Origin of the sequence: Enterobacter sp. MGH 37 (assembly GCF_000534515.1) — a bacterium.
GTDB lineage: Bacteria > Pseudomonadota > Gammaproteobacteria > Enterobacterales > Enterobacteriaceae > Enterobacter > Enterobacter kobei.
In genome coordinates this window covers 1,886,241-1,904,292 of record NZ_KI973206.1, presented here as the reverse complement: position 1 = coordinate 1,904,292, position 18,052 = coordinate 1,886,241, and the positions used below count along the sequence as shown (strand labels likewise).

General features: G+C 52.5%; 20 protein-coding genes. 4 read left to right on the top strand and 16 right to left on the bottom strand.

Translation table 11 applies throughout. From position 1 onward, the window contains the following. Window positions 1-52: 52 nt before the first annotated feature. The gene (gene deoA, locus L383_RS02230) at window positions 53-1,375 is read right to left on the bottom strand and encodes a thymidine phosphorylase (RefSeq protein ID WP_023332036.1); all 1,323 of its coding nucleotides are present in this window, start codon (window positions 1,373-1,375) and stop codon (window positions 53-55) included. 109 nt (window positions 1,376-1,484) lie between these two features. Continuing rightward, complete coding sequence (gene deoC / locus L383_RS02235; protein WP_023310320.1) at window positions 1,485-2,264, bottom strand: deoxyribose-phosphate aldolase; 780 nt, start codon at window positions 2,262-2,264, stop codon at window positions 1,485-1,487. Window positions 2,265-2,526: 262 nt separating this feature from the next. Here deoC and L383_RS02240 point away from each other — a divergent pair, with 262 nt between their 5' ends. Both L383_RS02240 and L383_RS02245 read left to right on the top strand, forming a co-directional pair. After that, complete coding sequence (locus L383_RS02240; RefSeq protein WP_023332034.1) at window positions 2,527-4,062, top strand: YjjI family glycine radical enzyme; 1,536 nt, start codon at window positions 2,527-2,529, stop codon at window positions 4,060-4,062. Further along, window positions 4,037-4,897 carry a YjjW family glycine radical enzyme activase gene (locus tag L383_RS02245; RefSeq protein WP_023332033.1) on the top strand — a complete coding sequence of 287 codons (861 nt, stop codon included), beginning with the start codon at window positions 4,037-4,039 and terminating at the stop codon, window positions 4,895-4,897. Before L383_RS02240 ends, L383_RS02245 begins: the two co-directional genes overlap by 26 nt. On the opposite strand, the gene L383_RS02250 is transcribed toward L383_RS02245, so the two are convergent. The 6 genes from L383_RS02250 to prfC all read right to left on the bottom strand — a co-directional run bounded on the left by L383_RS02250 (window position 4,892) and on the right by prfC (window position 10,351). After that, a complete protein-coding gene (locus tag L383_RS02250) occupies window positions 4,892-5,674 on the bottom strand; it encodes a TatD family hydrolase (protein WP_023332032.1) in 783 nt (260 codons plus the stop codon). The genes L383_RS02245 and L383_RS02250 overlap by 6 nt on opposite strands. Then, window positions 5,671-6,723 (bottom strand): patatin-like phospholipase family protein, encoded by a 1,053-nt coding sequence (locus tag L383_RS02255; RefSeq protein WP_014882451.1) that lies wholly within the window; start codon window positions 6,721-6,723, stop codon window positions 5,671-5,673. The genes L383_RS02250 and L383_RS02255 overlap by 4 nt, the downstream gene beginning before the upstream one ends. 120 nt (window positions 6,724-6,843) lie before the next feature. Next, on the bottom strand, window positions 6,844-7,005 hold the full coding sequence (locus L383_RS02260) for a DUF1328 domain-containing protein (protein ID WP_003856556.1): 162 nt from the start codon (window positions 7,003-7,005) through the stop codon (window positions 6,844-6,846). Window positions 7,006-7,132: 127 nt separating this feature from the next. After that, window positions 7,133-7,750 (bottom strand): molecular chaperone OsmY, encoded by a 618-nt coding sequence (gene osmY / locus L383_RS02265; RefSeq protein WP_023332031.1) that lies wholly within the window; start codon window positions 7,748-7,750, stop codon window positions 7,133-7,135. A gap of 372 nt (window positions 7,751-8,122) precedes the next feature. Then, entirely contained in the window at window positions 8,123-8,581 is a 459-nt protein-coding gene (gene tnpA, locus L383_RS02270) for an IS200/IS605 family transposase (RefSeq protein ID WP_023331149.1), read from the bottom strand. 180 nt (window positions 8,582-8,761) lie between these two features. Beyond that, window positions 8,762-10,351 (bottom strand): peptide chain release factor 3, encoded by a 1,590-nt coding sequence (gene prfC, locus L383_RS02275; protein ID WP_023332030.1) that lies wholly within the window; start codon window positions 10,349-10,351, stop codon window positions 8,762-8,764. Between the two features lie 178 nt (window positions 10,352-10,529). On the opposite strand from prfC, the gene L383_RS02280 reads away from it, so the two are divergent. Both L383_RS02280 and L383_RS02285 read left to right on the top strand, forming a co-directional pair. Beyond that, window positions 10,530-10,796 (top strand): DinI family protein, encoded by a 267-nt coding sequence (locus L383_RS02280; protein ID WP_023332029.1) that lies wholly within the window; start codon window positions 10,530-10,532, stop codon window positions 10,794-10,796. A 360-nt stretch (window positions 10,797-11,156) separates the two neighbouring features. Further along, the gene (locus L383_RS02285) at window positions 11,157-12,311 is read left to right on the top strand and encodes an acyltransferase family protein (protein ID WP_023332028.1); all 1,155 of its coding nucleotides are present in this window, start codon (window positions 11,157-11,159) and stop codon (window positions 12,309-12,311) included. A 41-nt stretch (window positions 12,312-12,352) separates the two neighbouring features. Here the strand turns inward: L383_RS02285 and L383_RS02290 are convergent, their stop codons facing one another. The 8 genes from L383_RS02290 to L383_RS02325 form a co-directional block, all read right to left on the bottom strand. Then, the gene (locus L383_RS02290; RefSeq protein WP_032629708.1) at window positions 12,353-12,754 is read right to left on the bottom strand and encodes a tail fiber assembly protein; all 402 of its coding nucleotides are present in this window, start codon (window positions 12,752-12,754) and stop codon (window positions 12,353-12,355) included. Continuing rightward, window positions 12,751-13,725: a glycine-rich domain-containing protein gene (locus L383_RS02295; RefSeq protein WP_255344236.1), complete on the bottom strand. Its 975-nt coding sequence runs from the start codon at window positions 13,723-13,725 to the stop codon at window positions 12,751-12,753. The genes L383_RS02290 and L383_RS02295 overlap by 4 nt, the downstream gene beginning before the upstream one ends. Beyond that, complete coding sequence (locus L383_RS02300) at window positions 13,707-14,387, bottom strand: baseplate wedge 1 family protein (protein ID WP_023332025.1); 681 nt, start codon at window positions 14,385-14,387, stop codon at window positions 13,707-13,709. Before L383_RS02300 ends, L383_RS02295 begins: the two co-directional genes overlap by 19 nt. Continuing rightward, window positions 14,384-15,583 (bottom strand): baseplate J/gp47 family protein, encoded by a 1,200-nt coding sequence (locus L383_RS02305; RefSeq protein ID WP_023332024.1) that lies wholly within the window; start codon window positions 15,581-15,583, stop codon window positions 14,384-14,386. The genes L383_RS02300 and L383_RS02305 overlap by 4 nt, the downstream gene beginning before the upstream one ends. After that, window positions 15,584-15,937, bottom strand: a complete 354-nt coding sequence (locus L383_RS02310) for a contractile injection system sheath initiator (protein WP_023332023.1) — start codon at window positions 15,935-15,937, stop codon at window positions 15,584-15,586. A gap of 2 nt (window positions 15,938-15,939) precedes the next feature. After that, window positions 15,940-16,593 (bottom strand): Gp138 family membrane-puncturing spike protein, encoded by a 654-nt coding sequence (locus tag L383_RS02315; protein ID WP_023332022.1) that lies wholly within the window; start codon window positions 16,591-16,593, stop codon window positions 15,940-15,942. A gap of 61 nt (window positions 16,594-16,654) precedes the next feature. Continuing rightward, entirely contained in the window at window positions 16,655-16,987 is a 333-nt protein-coding gene (locus tag L383_RS02320; protein WP_023332021.1) for a hypothetical protein, read from the bottom strand. Beyond that, a complete protein-coding gene (locus L383_RS02325; protein WP_023332020.1) occupies window positions 16,987-18,051 on the bottom strand; it encodes a hypothetical protein in 1,065 nt (354 codons plus the stop codon). Before L383_RS02325 ends, L383_RS02320 begins: the two co-directional genes overlap by 1 nt. Between the last annotated feature and the right edge of the window lies 1 nt (window position 18,052).

Below are 18,052 nucleotides of genomic sequence, written 5' to 3'. Positions count from 1 at the left end.
ATTGTTCTCCGTACGTAGTGCTTCATAAAAATTCGATCAGATCAGTATACCGCTATTCGGTGATACGGCGATAGACCGAAGGTGAGCTTTCTGGCGCTTTATCAGCAAGCGTAATGGCCGCTTTCACCGCCTTCGCCGCGTCCTGCCAGCTGGCTTCGTCTTTGGCGTGGATCACCGCCAGCGGACGTTGGCCATCAACGCTGTCGCCCAGACGGGCCATATCGGTAAAGCCGACGCTGTAATCAATGGTGTCTGACGCCTGACGACGACCGCCGCCCATCGAGACCACCGCCATACCCAGCGCACGGGTGTCCATTGCTGAGACAAAGCCCTCGCTGTCGGCATATACGGCTTTGCTGAGCGTCGCGGTTGGCAGGTATTTGGCGTAATTCTCAACGAAGTCGGTCGGGCCTTTTTGTGCGGCGACCATACGGCCAAAGATCTCTGCCGCTTTGCCGTTGTCCAGCACGGCCTGCAGTTTCGCGCGGGCTTCCGCCTCGTCTTTCGCCAGCTTGCCGGAGATCAGCATCTCTACACACAGCGCCATGGTCACGTCGAACAGGCGCGGGTTGCGGTATTCCCCCGTCAGGAACTGGACGGCTTCACGCACTTCGACCGCGTTACCGGCGCTGGAGGCCAGTACCTGGTTCATGTCAGTGAGCAGCGCGGTGGTGCGCACGCCTGCGCCGTTGGAGACGCCAACGATCGCTTCGGCGAGCTGGGCAGAAAGCTCATAGGTCGGCATAAAGGCACCGCTGCCCACCTTCACGTCCATCACCAGCGCGTCCAGCCCTTCTGCCAGCTTTTTCGCCAGAATAGAGGCGGTGATCAACGGAATGGAGTCAACGGTGGCGGTGATGTCGCGGGTCGCGTAGAAACGCTTGTCTGCCGGGGCAAGAGAGCTGGTCTGGCCGATAATTGCCACACCCACGTCTTTAATAATGTCGCGGAAGCGGTTGTCATCCGGGAAGATATCGAAGCCCGGAATGGCTTCCAGTTTGTCGAGCGTACCGCCGGTGTGGCCCAGACCGCGCCCGGAAATCATCGGGATGTAACCGCCACAGGCGGCCACCATAGGGCCCAGCATCAGGGAGGTCACGTCACCCACACCGCCGGTGGAGTGTTTGTCCACAATCGGGCCGTTAAGGTTAAGGCTTTTCCAGTCCAGAACGGTTCCTGAATCTCGCATCGCCATGGTCAGCGACACGCGCTCGGGCATCGACATATCGTGGAAGAAAATGGTCATCGCCAGAGCCGCAATCTGCCCTTCAGAGACGGTGTTATCACGAATGCCATTGATAAAGAAGCGGATCTCTTCGTCGCTTAATGCATGACCATCACGTTTTTTACGAATAATTTCTTGTGCGAGAAACACGGTAACCTCCATGCGGAATCGGGGGAATTGTGGCGGGTGGCGCTACGCTTACCCGCCCTACGACCCTGTAGGCCGGATAAGCAAAGCGTCATCCGGCATTGTCTGGCAATCAGTAGCTGCTTGCGCTCTTACCGTCGCCATGACCCAGCGCTTTCAGCAGGCTTGCCAGCAGGCTGGACGCACCGAAGCGGTAGTGACGGGAATCGGCCCAGTCGGCGCCGAACAGCTCGTCGGCAATCGCCAGGAACTGCTGCGCGTCTTCGGCAGTACGCACGCCGCCCGCGGGTTTGAAACCAACGGTTTTGGACACGCCCATATCGCGAATGACTTCCATCATGATGCGCGCGCTTTCCGGGGTCGCATTCACCGGTACTTTACCGGTAGAGGTTTTAATGAAATCCGCACCGGCTTTGATGGAGATTTCAGACGCTTTACGAATAAGCGCTTCTTCTTTCAGTTCGCCGGTTTCGATGATCACTTTCAGCAGCACGTTTGCCGCCGCGCACGCGTCTTTACAGGCTTTCACCAGGTCGAAGCCAACCTGCTCGTTACCGGCGATCAGCGCGCGGTACGGGAATACCACGTCAACTTCGTCTGCACCGTAAGCAATGGCCGCGCGGGTTTCTGCCAGCGCAATCTCGATATCGTCGTTGCCGTGCGGGAAGTTAGTTACGGTTGCAATGCGCACATCCGGCGTACCCTGCTCTTTCAGCGTTTTGCGGGCAATCGGAATAAAGCGCGGGTAGATACAGATGGCTGCGGTGTTACCCACTGGCGTTTTCGCCTGATGGCACAGGGCGATGACTTTCTCATTGGTGTCGTCATCGTTCAGGGTAGTCAGGTCCATCAGTTTCAACGCGCGCAGGCTGCTTGCAGTTAAATCGGTCATAACATTCTCCAACGGCAGTGCCGTATCAATTTTACCTTGCGGGTCTGTGAGTATTTTAACATCCACCCGCATCCACACTTCGACATTCATCACAGTTAATGAAAACTGCGTACAAATTTGCATTACTGTAATGAGATCTTCTTCAAACTTTAGCGCACTCATTGCTGACTAAAGCCGCGATACCCCCTGTGGGATCAAAAGCCCCAACAGGCTGGCTTTCTACAATTCGTTCATCATCAGCAGAACACTCAAGGAAGCGAATATGCCAGATACCCTGCAACAACGTTGCCAGCACATTGTGACAAGTCCGGTGTTAACCCCGGAACAAAAACGTCATTTTCTGGCGCTGGAAGCGGAAAACAACCTGCCTTATCCGGCACTTCCTGAAGCCGCCCGCGCCGCGCTGGACGAGGGATTTATCTGCGACATGTTCGAAGGCCATGCGCCTTACAAACCGCGCTACGTCCTGCCGGATTATGAAAAATTCCTGGCTAACGGTTCTGAATGGCTGGAGCTGGAAGGGGCAAAGGATCTGGATGATGCCCTCTCGCTATTAACCATTCTCTACCATCATGTTCCTTCAGTGACATCTATGCCGGTCTATCTGGGGCAGCTTGATGCGATACTGAATCCATATGTTAGAATTCTAACACAAGAAGAAATCGATAGCCGAATAAAACGTTTCTGGCGCTATCTCGACAGAACGCTCCCTGATGCGTTTATGCACGCAAACATCGGGCCCGCTGACGGCCCCATCATCCGCGCCATTCTACGTGCAGATGCAGAACTGAAGCAGGTTGCGCCGAACCTGACCTTTATTTACGATCCTGAAATCACCCCGGACGATTTGCTGCTTGAGGTGGCAAAAAACATTTGCGAATGCAGTAAACCGCATATTTCAAACGGCCCCGTGAATGATAAAATTTTCACAAAAGGCCGTTTTGGCGTGGTGAGCTGTTACAACTCCCTGCCGCTGGCTGGCGGTGGCAGCACCCTGGTGCGCCTTAACCTCAAAGCCATTGCGGAGCACAGCACCTCCGTTGACGACTTCTTCAACCGTACGCTTCCGCACTACTGTCAGCAGCAAATCGCCATCATTGATGCCCGCTGTGATTTTCTCTATCAACAATCAGGCTTCTTTGAGAATAGCTTCCTGGTAAAAGAGGGGCTGATTGATGCCGGGCGTTTTGTGCCGATGTTTGGCATGTACGGCCTGGCGGAAGCGGTAAACACGCTCTGTGAGAAGGACGGAATCAACGGTCGCTATGGCAAAGACGAGCAGGCTAACGCGCTGGGCTATCGCATCAGCGAACAGCTTGCGGCGTTTGTAGAAAACACACCTGTGAAGCACGGCTGGAAACAGCGCGCCATGCTCCATGCGCAGTCGGGCATCAGCTCTGATTCAGGCACCACGCCAGGCGCGCGTCTGCCTTATGGTGACGAACCGGATCCCATCAGCCATCTGCTGGCCGTTGCGCCACACCACAGACACTATCACTCCGGTATCAGCGATATTTTAACGCTCGATGAGACGGTAAAACGCAACCCACAGGCGATAGTGCAGCTTTGTCTGGGCGCGTTCAGGGCCGGTATGCGGGAGTTCACCGCCAACGTTGCGGGTAACGATCTGGTCCGCGTGACGGGCTACATGGTGCGCCTGTCGGACCTGGAAAAATTCCGCGAAGCCGGTTCGCGCACCAATACGACCTGGCTTGGCGAAGAAGCCGCACGCAATACCCGCATCCTGGAACGTCAGCCGCGCGTGATAAGCCATGAACAACAGATGCGCTTTAGTTAGTCAGGTCATTCCTTTTTCCTGCGTGGACGGGCCGGGCAGTCGCCTGGCCCTGTTCCTGCAGGGCTGCAACCTGCGCTGTAAAACCTGCCACAACCCATGGACCATCGGGCGCTGCAACGACTGCGGCGACTGCGTGCCCCACTGCCCTCATGATGCACTCAACATTCAGGCCGGACGCGTATGGTGGCAGGAGAGTCATTGCCAGCAGTGTGATACCTGCCTTCATCTTTGCCCGCAGCAGTCCACGCCCATGGCGCACCGCCTGAGCGTGGAGGAGATCCTCACGCAGATCCGAAAAGCTGCCCCCTTTATTGAGGGCGTTACCGTGAGCGGCGGCGAGGCCACAATACAGCTGCCGTTTTTAATCGCCCTTTTTAGCGCAATCAAAACCGATCCTGAACTGCAGCATTTAACCTGCCTGGTGGATAGCAACGGGCTGCTAAGCGAAACCGGCTGGGAGAAACTGCTGCCGGTACTGGATGGGGCGATGCTGGATCTCAAGGCATGGGGAAACGCGCATCACCGTTTCCTGACCGGGCGCGAAAACCCGCTGATTAAACAGAGCATTCGCTGGCTTGCCGATCGCCACCGTTTGACGGAACTGCGCTTGCTGGTTATCCCTGAGCAGTGCGATTATCTGGAACATCTTAAGCCTCTGACCACGTTTATCCGCGGGCTTGGGAATGTTCCGGTGCGTATTAACGCGTTTCATGCGCATGGGGTTTACGGTGAGGCGGCGTCATGGCGCAGCGCCACGCCGGAGGACATTGAACCGCTGGCGCAGGCACTGGAAAAACAGAAGATAACGGTGATTCGTCCGGCACTTTACCTATAGCGTGATGCCAAATACCGCACGCGTATTTTCCAGTAACGCATCGGCAATCACCTCTTCAGGCTCCATTCGCAGCTCACACAGGGTGGTAAACACGCGCGCCGCCTGCTCCGGACGATTCGGCTGGCCCTGAAAACCACTCAGCGGCATATCCGGGGCATCCGTTTCCAGTAGCAGCGCAGAGAGTGGCAACTGAGCCATCACATCGCGGGTTTTACTGGCACGCGGATAGGTAATGGTGCCCCCCACGCCAATTTTATAGCCCAGCTCGATAAAACGCTGCGCCTGCTGCAGGCTGCCGGAAAAACCGTGCACCACGCCGCTACGCGGTAGATCGATGCGTTTCAGGTGCATCGCCAGCTTATCGTGCGTGCGTCTTGAATGGAGGATCACCGGCAGGTCGTGACGCTTAGCCAGCCGAAGCTGCGCGTCGAGGATCGTCTGCTGGCGTTCAAACTGAGGATCCTCACGATAGAGATCGAGCCCGATCTCGCCGATAGCGACAAGTTTGTCTCCTGCGGTCTGCAGGGCTTCATCAAGTGCCTCAATATGCTCATCAAGGTGGCGCTCAATCACTATCGGATGCAGGCCGAGCGCAGCATAGAGAGCGGGGTAACGCGTGGAGAGCGTCAGCACACGCGAAAAATCAGCCGCTTCTACCGACGGTACAACGATCGCCTGAACGCCTGCCTCAGCGGCTTTCGCAATACTTTGCGCCTCATTTCCCGTAAACGGCGGAAAATCAAAGTGGCAGTGGGTATCAACAAAGCGGTGCGTCACGCCAGATCCTCGTTATCTAATAAAGCGTCATTCGCCTGTGGAATGTCCACCAGCGGCATCGTCAGGGCGTCGTTGGCGACAATTGCAGGGGGCGTAATGATGGGTTTGTGCCGATGCAGAGGCGGTTGCTCCGCCAGCATCTTACCGACCGTCGCCAGGAAGTAGCGTCCGCACAGCCGCCCCGTTTTGTAGTCCATGCGCAGCGCAGGGACGCGGCTGCCCAGCGCCATGCTGAGCAACGGTTTAGGGGGATAGATTTCGAAAATTCGCAGCTTACCCGGCGGTTTTTCAATGAAACGCTGCATCGCGCCGTAGGTGGTTTCATGCTGCTTCGCGATGTTCACCAGCGGTTGCAGGCTGCTGTCACCCAACCAGCGCTCCATCCGCTTAAACCACTGCGGTGTATAGTACATTTGCGACGGCACGGTACGGATCACCACGATCGTTTTCGCACCGCGACGGGCGGCTTCCTGCACCGGTACCGCGTCACTGATCCCGCCGTCCAGATAGCTGATGCCGTCCAGCAGGGCGCCGGTACGATAAAAACCGGGAATGGCGCTGGAGGCGCGAATGATGTCCAGCCAGTTCTCCTTCTGCGGAGAGAAATAGCCCGGGGAATAGTCATCCCCCCGACTGGCGCACATCCAAAACTCTTTTCCGCTATCAAACAGACGGGCCGCCGTGTCCATTGCCAGCGGCATCTGGCTGGAGGTCGACTCCAGCAGCCAGTCGAGATCGATCAGGTTGCCGCCGCGCACAAAGCGCACCGGGTTAAAAAATTCTTTCGCCGTGGTATAGCGCATAATCACTTTTCGCGCGTAGCCAGGCTGGTTGCAGACATAGGCTGAGAGATTCTGCGCCCCGGCAGACGTGCCAAAGTAGAGATCAAACGGGTTGAACTGTGCGCGCATAAACTCATCCAGCACGCCAGCGGTGAAAATGCCGCGCTGCCCACCGCCCTCACAGACCAGTGCGAGTTGACCCGCGCGAAACGGTTTTAACGTCAGCGGCGCAATATTGCCGAGCGTAACGGGAATTCGTTGCCCCACCTCTGCTTTCCTGTTTTGATTATTTTATAACACCACAGTAACGCACCCGACCTGTAACGCAAATAAGAAAAAGCCAGTCGCAGTGACTGGCTTTATTTTGTTGATGGAATATTGCGTTTGCTATGGACGTCGACGCCCTGTAAACAGGCTGACCAGGAACAGAATAATACCCACAACAAAGACAATTTTAGCTGCCCATGCCGCTGTACCTGCCAGTCCACCAAAGCCCAATGCGGCGGCAATTAACGCGATAACCAGAAATATAATGCCCCAACGAAACATAAGCTTCTCCTTTACCATAGTTAATGTCGGCCGCTAAACGTGAGCGCTCAGGTCACTCACCGGCGTTTTTCCAGAGTCGTTCTTATTTCGCCCGCAGGGTTGAGCCTGGCGGGCGACTGGTCCAGATTTACTTCGTTTTCAGATCGTTTTTAACGCTTTTCACACCATCAATCGCTTTCGCAATTGACTCGGCGCGTTCACTTTGCGCCTGGGAATCAACCGTACCGGAAAGCTGAACCACGCCATCGGTGGTTTCAACTTTCACCTTACGGGACGGTACGATGTCATCTGCTAACAGTTTAGCTTTGATTTCGCTGGTGGTTGCCGCATCCCCGGCATAACCTTTCACTGAAGCGTCTTTGCTGTCGCGAACGTGCAGTTTATCGCTCACGGAGGTGACACCCTCAACACCCTTCGCCACTTTGACAGCCTGTTCGGCCTGGGCCTGGCTTTCCACAAAGCCACTCAGGGTCACGACTTTCTTGTCGGTTTTAACGGAAATATCGGTGCTCTTGATCGCTTCGTCATCCACCAGTGCGGCTTTCACTTTTGCTGTGATAGAGCTGTCGTCCATGAAATTACCGACTTTATTCATAGAGCTATCGATTTTTTGCCCTGCGCTATCGGCCGTGGACTGTGCTTTATCCATGGTGCTGCTTTCCGCCAGAGCGGAACCGCTAACCAGAACGCTACCCAGTGTTACAGCCAGCAGAGTTTTAGAAATCTTCAGTCTTGTCATATTCATCGATGTATTCCTGTGTTGACCCGTTATTCGGGCTACATACTTCCTTAGTAGTTTTATATATTGCGAATAAACACGCGGGCGAAATGGATAACCTAAAGCCATGCATTGAACAGTTAATTTATCCACGCCCGGTGCTAAACACTGAGTTAAATATAGATCACTCTCACAATGCCGCTTTCAGATTTGGGCAAAAAATAGGCAAAAGGCGTGAAAACGCAGTGAATTAAGAACATTCCGCAAGGGACTAATAAGACAGGAAATAAAATAAATATCCTCCGGCATAGCCGGAGGTTTTTCTGATGCGCCTATAAGGCTCTCTTACCAGCCGCGCCCTAACAGGCGCATACGATCTGACATTTGCATCAGACTTCGTTACTTACGGCCCGTAAACGGGCTGCCCGGATATGGAATCGATAACTGCTCTCCCATTTTATCCTCTTCAAGCTGGTGCTTTATGTAGTCCTGTATCTTCGCCGTGTTCTTACCCACCGTATCGACGTAGTACCCTCTGCACCAGAACTCCCTGTTCCTGTATTTGAATTTCAAATCCCCAAACTGCTCGTAAAGCATCAGACTGCTTTTCCCTTTCAGATATCCCATAAAGCCGGATACGCTCATTTTGGGCGGGATTTCCACAAGCATATGGATATGATCTACACAGCATTCTGCTTCCAGGATGTTCACGCCTTTCCATTCACACAGTTTTCTCAATATGCTGCCTACCGCCCTGCGTTTTTCACCGTAGAGCGCCTTTCTGCGGTACTTCGGCGCAAAAACTATGTGATATTTACAGTTCCATCGGGTGTGCGCTAAGCTCTTTTCGTCCCCCATTGGGACCCCCTTTTGATTTCTTGTTGAACATTTGCAGTTGCCAGACCGCAAGGTGTTTTAACAAATCAAAAGGGGTTTTAATAACTGGCTTAAAGCTGAAAGCTTTCCGGAACCCCCAGCCTAGCTGGGGGTTTTCTGGGCACAAGAAGAGCACGGCGAGTGCCGTGCTCTGAGAGGGAATTAGTGTTCGCGCGTTTTGCGGAACTGAACGTCAGGATAACGCTCCTGCGTCAGGTTCAGGTTCACCATGGTTGGGGCAATATAGGTCAGGTTATCGCCGCCATCCAGCGCCAGTTGTACTTCGTTCTTACGCTTAAATTCTTCGAATTTCTTCACGTCAGAACACTCAACCCAGCGCGCCGTCGCCACGTTCACCGATTCGTAAATCGCTTCCACGTTGTATTCGCTTTTCAGACGCGCAACGACAACGTCGAACTGCAGTACGCCGACCGCACCGACGATCAGATCGTTGTTGGCGATAGGACGGAAGACCTGCACCGCCCCCTCTTCAGAGAGCTGAACCAGACCTTTCAGCAGCTGTTTCTGCTTCAGTGGATCGCGCAGGCGAATACGACGGAACAGCTCAGGGGCGAAGTTCGGGATACCCGTGAACTTCATCATTTCACCCTGAGTGAACGTATCGCCGATCTGGATCGTACCGTGGTTGTGCAGACCGATGATGTCACCCGGATACGCTTCTTCAACGTGCGAGCGGTCACCCGCCATAAAGGTCAGCGCGTCGGAGATCACCACATCTTTACCAATACGCACCTGGCGCAGCTTCATGCCCTTTTCATACTTACCGGACACTACGCGCATAAAGGCGACGCGGTCACGGTGTTTCGGGTCCATGTTAGCCTGAATCTTGAAGACGAAGCCGGTGAATTTCTCTTCTTTCGCTTCCACTTCACGGGTGTCGGTTTTGCGTGGCATCGGCTGTGGCGCCCACTCCACCAGACCGTCGAGCATATGGTCTACGCCAAAGTTACCGAGCGCGGTACCAAAGAACACCGGGGTAATTTCACCGCTCAGGAACAGTTCTTTGTCGAACTCATGCGAGGCACCTTTCACCAGCTCCAGCTCATCGCGCAGCTGCGCGGCAAGCTCTTCACCGACCGCAGCGTCCAAATCCGGGTTGTCCAGACCTTTCACAATGCGCACTTCCTGAATGGTGTGCCCTTTACCGGTTTGATACAGGTAAGTTTCGTCTTTATAGAGGTGATACACCCCTTTAAACAGCTTACCGCAGCCAATAGGCCAGGTGATTGGCGCACAGGCGATCTTCAGCTCGTTTTCCACTTCATCCATTAACTCCATCGGGTCACGGATGTCACGGTCGAGTTTGTTCATAAAGGTGAGGATCGGCGTATCGCGCAGACGGGTAACTTCCATCAGCTTACGGGTACGATCTTCTACCCCTTTCGCGGCGTCGATCACCATCAGGCAGCAGTCCACTGCCGTCAGTGTACGGTAGGTATCTTCGGAGAAGTCTTCGTGGCCCGGGGTGTCCAGCAGGTTCACCAGGCAGTCGTGATACGGGAACTGCATCACGGAGGTGGTAATCGAAATACCACGCTGCTTTTCCATCTCCATCCAGTCTGATTTCGCATGCTGGCTGGAGCCACGGCCTTTAACGGTACCCGCAGTCTGGATCGCCTGTCCGAACAGCAACACCTTCTCGGTGATGGTCGTTTTACCGGCATCCGGGTGCGAGATAATGGCAAAGGTTCTTCGTTTGGCTACCTCTGCGAGATAGGAGCTCATTGTCATGTTATTCAATTCCGTTATGTACAAACGCATGTACAAAGAAAATTTTATGCCCGTGATTGTACATTTTGCCGCTGCCTGAGCATAGCAGAACCTCACGCAAGACGGACACAACTTGACACTGTATAAATAACCAGATAAATGTTAACTGTATATTCAACCAGTATTATTGGAGGCAGTGATGTTCGTTGAACTCGTCTATGACAAGCGTAATGTTGATGGGCTGGCGGGGGCCAGAGAGATCATCCTGGCTGAGCTGACGAAGCGAGTGCACCAGATCTTCCCTAATGCCGAAGTGAAGGTGAAGCCGATGCAGGCGAACGCTTTAAATAGCGACGCCAGCAAAAGCGATCGGGAAAAGCTGAACCGCATGCTGGAGGAAATGTTTGAAGAGTCCGACATGTGGCTGGTTTCTGAATTCCCATCAGTCCGCCAAGTTGGACTGTAATATCTCGTAGGATTCAGCAAGATGATGCTGAGGCGTCGATCTTATGTCGTGATGGTGGTAGCCTATGTACCTTTGAAAACTGACGTATAGATTATGCGGTTCTATCTTAGGATCGAGGTGAGCGATAAATGAAAATTTCCATATCATCTTTGTCAAAGTGGGCCGTTAGATTAGCTGGAAGTTTAAGCACATTATTCCTTTTGACAGGAAAGTCATGGGGTGATATGTCACTTGCTACCATCGAGGTCTTAGCAATTATCATGTGGGCAGAAACTGAATATAGATTTTTGAAGAAAAAGTAGGTTTCTGGTTTTTAACTATATTTTTTAAGACAGTTACTATTTTTAAGGTTGTTCACAAATGAATGTTTTTATTGAATATGCGATTTTGTTTACTTTCTTAATAGGGTGCGGATTAATATTTTCCTTACCTAAGTTTGGTTTTGTGGATGACAAAGAAATTTCCAATACAAATCATAACACCCCAATGGATGCATTAAGATTTTTTCTTGCGTCTTTTGTATTCATCAGTCATGAGATAGGTTTCTTTTATTATTTTACTGATGGTAAATTCACACATCCATTTGTTGGCATTAGTATGCTTTCGCATGTTGGTGTGGCTTTATTTTTCTCTATTACAGGGTATCTATTCTGGGGTAAAATTAAGCGAGGCAGTGTAAATTGGATTTCTTTGTATAAAGGGAGATTCTTTAGAATAGTTCCTTTAGTATGGTTTAATTCATTACTTATTATTTTAGTTGTTTGCTTTCTCTCTAGAGAAATGCCAAGCATGAATGCATTACACTGGTTTGACTTTATAAATAATCACCGCCCTGATTTTACATCATATAAAGAAACATTTATGTTCACGGCTGGTGTATTTTGGACTCTTGCTTTTGAGTGGGGTTTTTACATAGCTCTTCCTGCCTTATCGTTGATTGTAAAAAGATCTTTTGAATTCAGCATGTTCTTTGTGTTCGTTCTCGTTTACGCTTCTCCTTACATAACATTAAAAATTCCTTTTAACTTTTTTTTGTTTTTTGCTATAGGAATGCTTGCGTCAGACGTTGCGGAAAAAATTAATTTACAACAAAAACACTTTAATTTCATATTCATTTCCTCTCTGATTGCTTTGTTATTTTGCGATGACAGGATTTACCGAGTTGACTCTTTCTCGAATGTTCTTTTGTTTTTAATCATACTTAGCGTAGCTAAAGGGGCAGATTTATTTGGATTGCTTAGCATAAGAGGATTCAGGCGGTTGGGTGTCGCAAGTTATAGCATATATGTAATGCATGCTTTCGTTATAATGTGTGCGTTCAAGCTATTCAACTCGCTAGGTATCTTAAAAAACAATCCAATTACAATAATGCTATCTCTAAGTATTTCCGTACTGTATATTTCATTAATAACATACCATTTAATTGAGAAAAGATTCATGACCCTTGGTCGAGGGGTTAAATTTAACGCACCCGCACTTACAGATAAAAATGCTAACCAAATAGAAAAACCATAAAAAGAGGGGGGGAGCCCCTCTTTCATTTTTTGATAAATATATTAAGTGGCAGGAATTTCGGGCCATGTAATATCTGGCGCAGTTGATGTATCAACAGCCTCCAGTGCATCCATATAGTCCAGCCATTCATTAAATGACTGCTTATCCTCATCAGACAGGCGTCCAAGTGCCAATTTCGAAGGCCACTGGTTGCTATCGATATAGCTATTGGCATCATTGATTAATGACTGCTTTTGGTTTTCTGCCTGCTCAACAAGCTCTTCATGCGTAGGTTCTGGCTCAGGCGGAGCTTTAAACTCTTTGCCGTCATAACTCCAGCCGATACCAACGCCGAGCCCATCAATGTTTACAGTCTCATACCCTTCAAAAATATTTCCCTCGCCATCCCACACGACAGTATTTACGACCTGCCCGTCCTTAATCAGTGCATAAATAGACATCATGCATACTCCTCAATAATGACAATACCCGAAGAACCCGCTCCACCAGCCACTGCCGTGGTGCCATTCACGTATGTGGTTGCCGCGCCTGCGCCCCCGGCACCATACCCTGTTCCGGCACCCGGCACGGAATTGATTACGAGAGCGTGTCCACCTCCACCGAGCACAGAATTACCTCCGCGACCGCCTTTTGCGGATGAGGATGTTGTCGTTCCACCAGCCGTACCCGTTGCAAAGGACATTTGCCCCCAACCACCCTCTCCAGGAACATTCAGCAGGACGCTGGAGCCGCTACAGTCACCTGTTTGATTTAAATCAGGCACCAGACTGAAAGTGGCTGTTCCCGATGCGCCATATTTTCCCCCATCTCCACCAGGCGCGGATATAAATGTACCGAATGATGATGCTCCACCGGATGTACCGTTCCCGCCAGCTGAACTGGTGCCAGCTGATCCAACGGTAACCGCAACTGAAGATAAAGAACTGACATCAATCAGGCCCGTTTCACCATAAGTTCCCGCAGAGCCGCCATGACCCGCGGCTAATGTCCCGGATGAGGTAGAGGCGGCAGCACCACCACCAGCCCCGCCTCCACCAACGATGCGAACCCTGATTTTCTTCGTGCCCGCTGTTGGTGTATACGTTCCACTCGCAGTGAAAGTACGAACGTTCAGCAGACGACCATTTGTATTGGCTTTCAGGGCATTGAGAAAATTGGTCAGAACTACGGATGTGTTTCCGTTATCAAGAACGTCCTGGCCGGTACTGTCTGCGATGAATTGTCCGATAACGCTTGCCATCACCGTTCCCTGGCGAAGGGCTTTATTCACCTGCGCACTCGCAGCTTTACCGGACTGAAATCCTGTAAGTAGTGCGGTTAAGGCTTCCCAGTCTGCTTGCGACATGACGTTTGCGCCCGCGCCTGTAGCGAAAGGTTTGAAGTTATTTGTTGCCATTAAAGTAGTTTCCCCCATGCTCCTACATCGAACCCGCCGATGTATTCATTGTCCAAATCAAACCCAAAGAATTTAGAGCCCTCGGATGGTGTTTCTATCGAAGGCGTTTCAACATCACCGGCCCAGACGCCAGCAGCTTTTACAGTCAGGTAGCCCTGTTTGATAGCGGCGATCAGTTCGAGAGACACATCAGAAATATCAGTCTCGGGAAAAACCCAGACCGAAATCGTCATGTCCTGGTTGTCGACGATCTGCATCTTCAGGCCAGAGCCTGCAGTCGCAGCGTCAAGAATGGGCGGCAGGGAATCGTTGCGGCCGTCCCAGTTGTTGATAGCGATTTTTGCTTTCAGAATGATTCGGTAGGTGTCATCACTCAGCGAGGTATAACCGGAATCAGGGTCATACGGCCCTTGCCACACACCTTGGTCATATCCAAGCCCGTCGGTGTCCCAACTGAAATAAACACCTGTAATCGGCTGGCTGATTATGCGGCTACGTCCGATCCAGAGCCCGAGGGTATCAAGCTGGACGCCTACAGCTGTGTCGATGTCAAACGCGCTAACCAGCCCCCGAGTGGCTGATGTGATGTCAATCAGCGGCCGGGTGCTCAGGTCGATGTGATCAAAGTATTTCGGTCTGGTGGCGTGGTAGTTAGTGATTAAGTCTGTGTACTTGCTCATGACGTCACCGTTAGAACAATGTTTTCGGGCTTACATGACGCTGATTCGTTGTAGGCAATATTGATATTCGCCGCCGCTACAGTTCCCGCAGATTTTCCAATCAGCAGCTCCTGAATGTCGTAATAGCGTGCACTGCCACCACTCACCACGCCGAGGTTCGCCGGGGAGTAAATGCGGCTCAGCAGAACAGAATCACCGATCGTCAGCCCGTTGATGTAATCCGCGACGGCCTGCTGAATCTGCACGCCAATTTGCGACGTGTAGCCCGTAAAGGCTTTGAGTGTGATATGCCCGTAAATCGGAACATCCGTTGACCGTGAGAAGCGAATCACATGGGGATTCCCGTATTTGTCGGGTACCGTGACGGCTGTTGTCCCATACGTTGATACTCCCTGCCCCTTATTACCCCGGATGGCCTGGGCGATTTCAGTCAGATCACCGCCATCGACGATGGCGGAAATAGAGTGGTCCGGTAAGCCGTTGCTATCAGTCGCTCCTGTATCGTTTTCGTAGAGCTTGTGACGTGTCACGCCTGCAACGTTGGCGATCGCACCATCGACGCCTTCAAACGGAGTGATAGAGGGTAGCGCTACGCTCTGCCCCTGCCTGATGCGCAGCTCTGCGTCGGTTTCAGTCGGTGCGCCAACGGTGGCCGCCGCTGGATTGGTCACAGATGTCCAGCCACGGGTCGGGGTGTTGATAGTTGTTATAGTTCCAGCCAGCGCGGCAACTGCCCCACTGTTGGAACAGGTGGCCGTTACCGTCACCGTACCGTCGACACCAATAACCACCGAGGCAGGAAGACGCCAGATCACGTTATTGGTGTCTTTCACGGTACCGTTCGTGATAGTTGTCCCTGCGGTGCCGGTGAGCAGCAAATCCACGGTGGAGTTCGTCGCCCCTTTGCGCGCGATACCGTTAATTTTCACGTTACTGGTCAGCGCTGCGCCGTAACCCGTAGCAGGTGAGAAACAGTTGTAAACAGTAATGGCCGTGTTATTGGCATCGTGAATAGCCAGCGCCACCAGAGCCACCATCTGGCCGTCTTTGCTGTCCGGCTCCAGATAAGCGTCACTGCCATAAATCTGCTGAAAATAGCTCGTCAGGGTATCGAGTATCGTCTGGTAATCAGGCGCGCTGATCCCCTCAGCGGTTACCGTTGCCGATAAGCCGAGTGTGTCCAAATTGAGGGCCATTTATGCCTCGCTGGTTACTGTCGTTGTTCCGTAGATAGTGTCGATCTCAGCGAAGAACTGGACGCGGCGCGTCGTCGTGTTCACTGTCGTATTGAAAGAGAGAATGGATTTAACGCCCCGCGTTTCGAGGATGCGCTTACGGATCGCCAGGTTGTAGGTTTCCGGCTTCTGCTTACCGAGTACGGACTGAATCCACGGTGTCCCCTCTGTGGTGTCGAGAAACCACTGCCCATACCACAATTCGAATCGCGTTTTCACAGCCTGCGCGACGGCCTCCGGTGAGTTAATCAGCCAGGTATCATCGCCGCTGCCAAAAGTGTAATCGCCGTCGTCGTCCTCACGTCGGTATCGCATAATTACCCTCCCAGAGGTTTTGTATCGCTGCCGCCGCTTTCAACGCCGCCATGCGTATGCTTATCAACGATGGATCCATCCACCAGCTGCAGGCGGCCGTCAGGTAGAATTTTCAGGCCGTTGAGGTTGAAACCTCCCGGCGCGGTACCGGCTATCGCCCCACTTGAAGGATTAATGCTCAGTTTGGTTCCGCCATCGTCGCTACGCAACTCAACCGCGCTAGTGCTGATACCGCTGATTTTCTGCGCCTGCGACTGCGGTCCGACGATACAGAACGCATCCGATAAATCATGCACCCGGTCGTCGACAGGCTCCTGTACCCCGCCGTTCTGCCACCAGAAATCGATGCAGCGATCGGCAAAAATCACCAGGCATTCATCGCCGGCTTTCACCGGGAAAGTTAACGTGCAGCCGCCGCCGCGCGGAAATATCACCGGCACATCCACCAGCAGCGGGTAATTTTTGGTAATGCGGTTCCCGTCGTTATCCGTTTCAACCGAACGGATAGCAGGCTGCACAACCGCCGTCACCGCGCCGGGATCGAACGACTGAACGATGCCAGGCAAAGCGACGCGGATCTGGTTCTTTGTGGTTTCCCGCTCAGATTTGAATGTTTCGGCAAGGTCGCCGCTGCGGGTCTGGTCAGATACTGCCATTTTGTAGGCTCCAGAAAGCAAAAACCCGCCGGGCGGCGGGTCTATATGAATGGCTTTAGGTTTAGCCGGCTACTTTTTTACACGGGAAAGATCCGATGATTCTCGGCGCGTCCATGCTGTTCTGCAGCAGTTGGACATTCAGGAAAGCTTTTCCGTTACGCTTCACAAACTCAAAGCCGTAATTGTTACCATCTCGGGAAGGCATCAGGCCCATGTCCATTTTCATGTTTGAGTAGTCACCATCTTTTCCCAGAAATTTTATCTTCTGTGATGTGACCGTTTCACCGTTAATAACAGTCATTCCGTCACCGGTCATTGTGTAATTACCGCACTGAATTGCAGCCATCGCCGGAGCAGTAACCATCATAACTAACGCCAAACAGAACCGTTTCATTAAAGCCCTCTTTCCCTCGCTGATGAGGAAACAAGATCCGCCGCGCCACGCGCTTCGCACATCATATCCATGTACCACGCCTGGCCCCTTGTGTCGCCAGTGTACATAATCCCGCGCACAATATAAACGCCATCCGTTGCGATGCTGGCAGGCTGCGCGGTGGTACCGCTGAGCGTGATATTGCCGTCTGTATTCTGGTCGGTGATGCGGCCACCAGCCATCGCGATATCGTTGTTCGACAGCGCGGTGCGATAAACGGAAGCCTGATCCAGTTGAATGAGCCCGTTAACCCGGATATTCGGGTTTATCAGCGCGCGGACGTTTACGCCGTTGCCGATGGTCTGCTGCGGCATACCAATAAGTCCGGTGGCGCTGTTGAGCACAATCGCGTCGTGAACATACTCGTTATTCGCCACCATCTGCCGCTGGCCGTCCACGAACTGCCATGTTGCGCCACATTGTCCGGCCACGTTATCCATAAGATGCCGTGTCATGCCGAACAGCACCCGGCCCCGGGGGAATACTGTAGCAGGCATTTCAGGCGTCAGTCCTTCGGTCGCGCCTTTGGCCTCGAAGTCTTTCATCAGCGCGCGGTTCACGTCTGCGACCGTGTAACCGGCTGCCAGCGTCTGCGAGGTTATGCTGGTGGCAAAGGCCAGATCTGTATCGGCTGCCTGAATCAGGACGTAGGAATCAATGGGGCTGTCTTTTCCTGTGACCGAGTAGCGAATTTCGCCGCTAAAAATCAGACCGTAGTTGCGGCCATCACTCTGGCCCACGTCCGCCGCGTCAACTTCCCGCACGGTCCCGACGTCGCTTGCCGACACCTCCGGCGCGATTCCGTCGTAACCGGCAATCAGCCGCACTTTCGAAAACTCTTTACCGGTGATCCGGTTGGAGGTATCAGCAGACAGGTTATAAATTTTGATGGTCCCTACCCGGGACGCGCTGCTGATGTTGAACCAGTCGATCGTGAAGGTCACTTTAAAATCGCTGAGCTCAATACCCTGCCCGTTCTCGTCCACGAGCTGTAGCTCGAAATGTCTCATCCAGTTCTGCGACATG

Bases quoted from the DNA above. Each gene is read 5' to 3' on its own strand.
- deoC (WP_023310320.1), bottom strand. From the start codon at position 2,264: ATGACCGATTTAACTGCAAGCAGCCTGCGCGCGTTGAAACTGATGGAC.
- L383_RS02240 (WP_023332034.1), top strand. From the start codon at position 2,527: ATGCCAGATACCCTGCAACAACGTTGCCAGCACATTGTGACAAGTCCG.
- L383_RS02245 (WP_023332033.1), top strand. From the start codon at position 4,037: ATGAACAACAGATGCGCTTTAGTTAGTCAGGTCATTCCTTTTTCCTGC.
- L383_RS02260 (WP_003856556.1), bottom strand. From the start codon at position 7,005: ATGTTTCGTTGGGGCATTATATTTCTGGTTATCGCGTTAATTGCCGCC.
- osmY (WP_023332031.1), bottom strand. From the start codon at position 7,750: ATGAATATGACAAGACTGAAGATTTCTAAAACTCTGCTGGCTGTAACA.
- tnpA (WP_023331149.1), bottom strand. From the start codon at position 8,581: ATGGGGGACGAAAAGAGCTTAGCGCACACCCGATGGAACTGTAAATAT.
- prfC (WP_023332030.1), bottom strand. From the start codon at position 10,351: ATGACAATGAGCTCCTATCTCGCAGAGGTAGCCAAACGAAGAACCTTT.
- L383_RS02280 (WP_023332029.1), top strand. From the start codon at position 10,530: ATGTTCGTTGAACTCGTCTATGACAAGCGTAATGTTGATGGGCTGGCG.
- L383_RS02285 (WP_023332028.1), top strand. From the start codon at position 11,157: ATGAATGTTTTTATTGAATATGCGATTTTGTTTACTTTCTTAATAGGG.
- L383_RS02290 (WP_032629708.1), bottom strand. From the start codon at position 12,754: ATGATGTCTATTTATGCACTGATTAAGGACGGGCAGGTCGTAAATACT.
- L383_RS02295 (WP_255344236.1), bottom strand. From the start codon at position 13,725: ATGGGGGAAACTACTTTAATGGCAACAAATAACTTCAAACCTTTCGCT.
- L383_RS02300 (WP_023332025.1), bottom strand. From the start codon at position 14,387: ATGAGCAAGTACACAGACTTAATCACTAACTACCACGCCACCAGACCG.
- L383_RS02305 (WP_023332024.1), bottom strand. From the start codon at position 15,583: ATGGCCCTCAATTTGGACACACTCGGCTTATCGGCAACGGTAACCGCT.
- L383_RS02310 (WP_023332023.1), bottom strand. From the start codon at position 15,937: ATGCGATACCGACGTGAGGACGACGACGGCGATTACACTTTTGGCAGC.
- L383_RS02315 (WP_023332022.1), bottom strand. From the start codon at position 16,593: ATGGCAGTATCTGACCAGACCCGCAGCGGCGACCTTGCCGAAACATTC.
- L383_RS02320 (WP_023332021.1), bottom strand. From the start codon at position 16,987: ATGAAACGGTTCTGTTTGGCGTTAGTTATGATGGTTACTGCTCCGGCG.
- L383_RS02325 (WP_023332020.1), bottom strand. From the start codon at position 18,051: ATGTCGCAGAACTGGATGAGACATTTCGAGCTACAGCTCGTGGACGAG.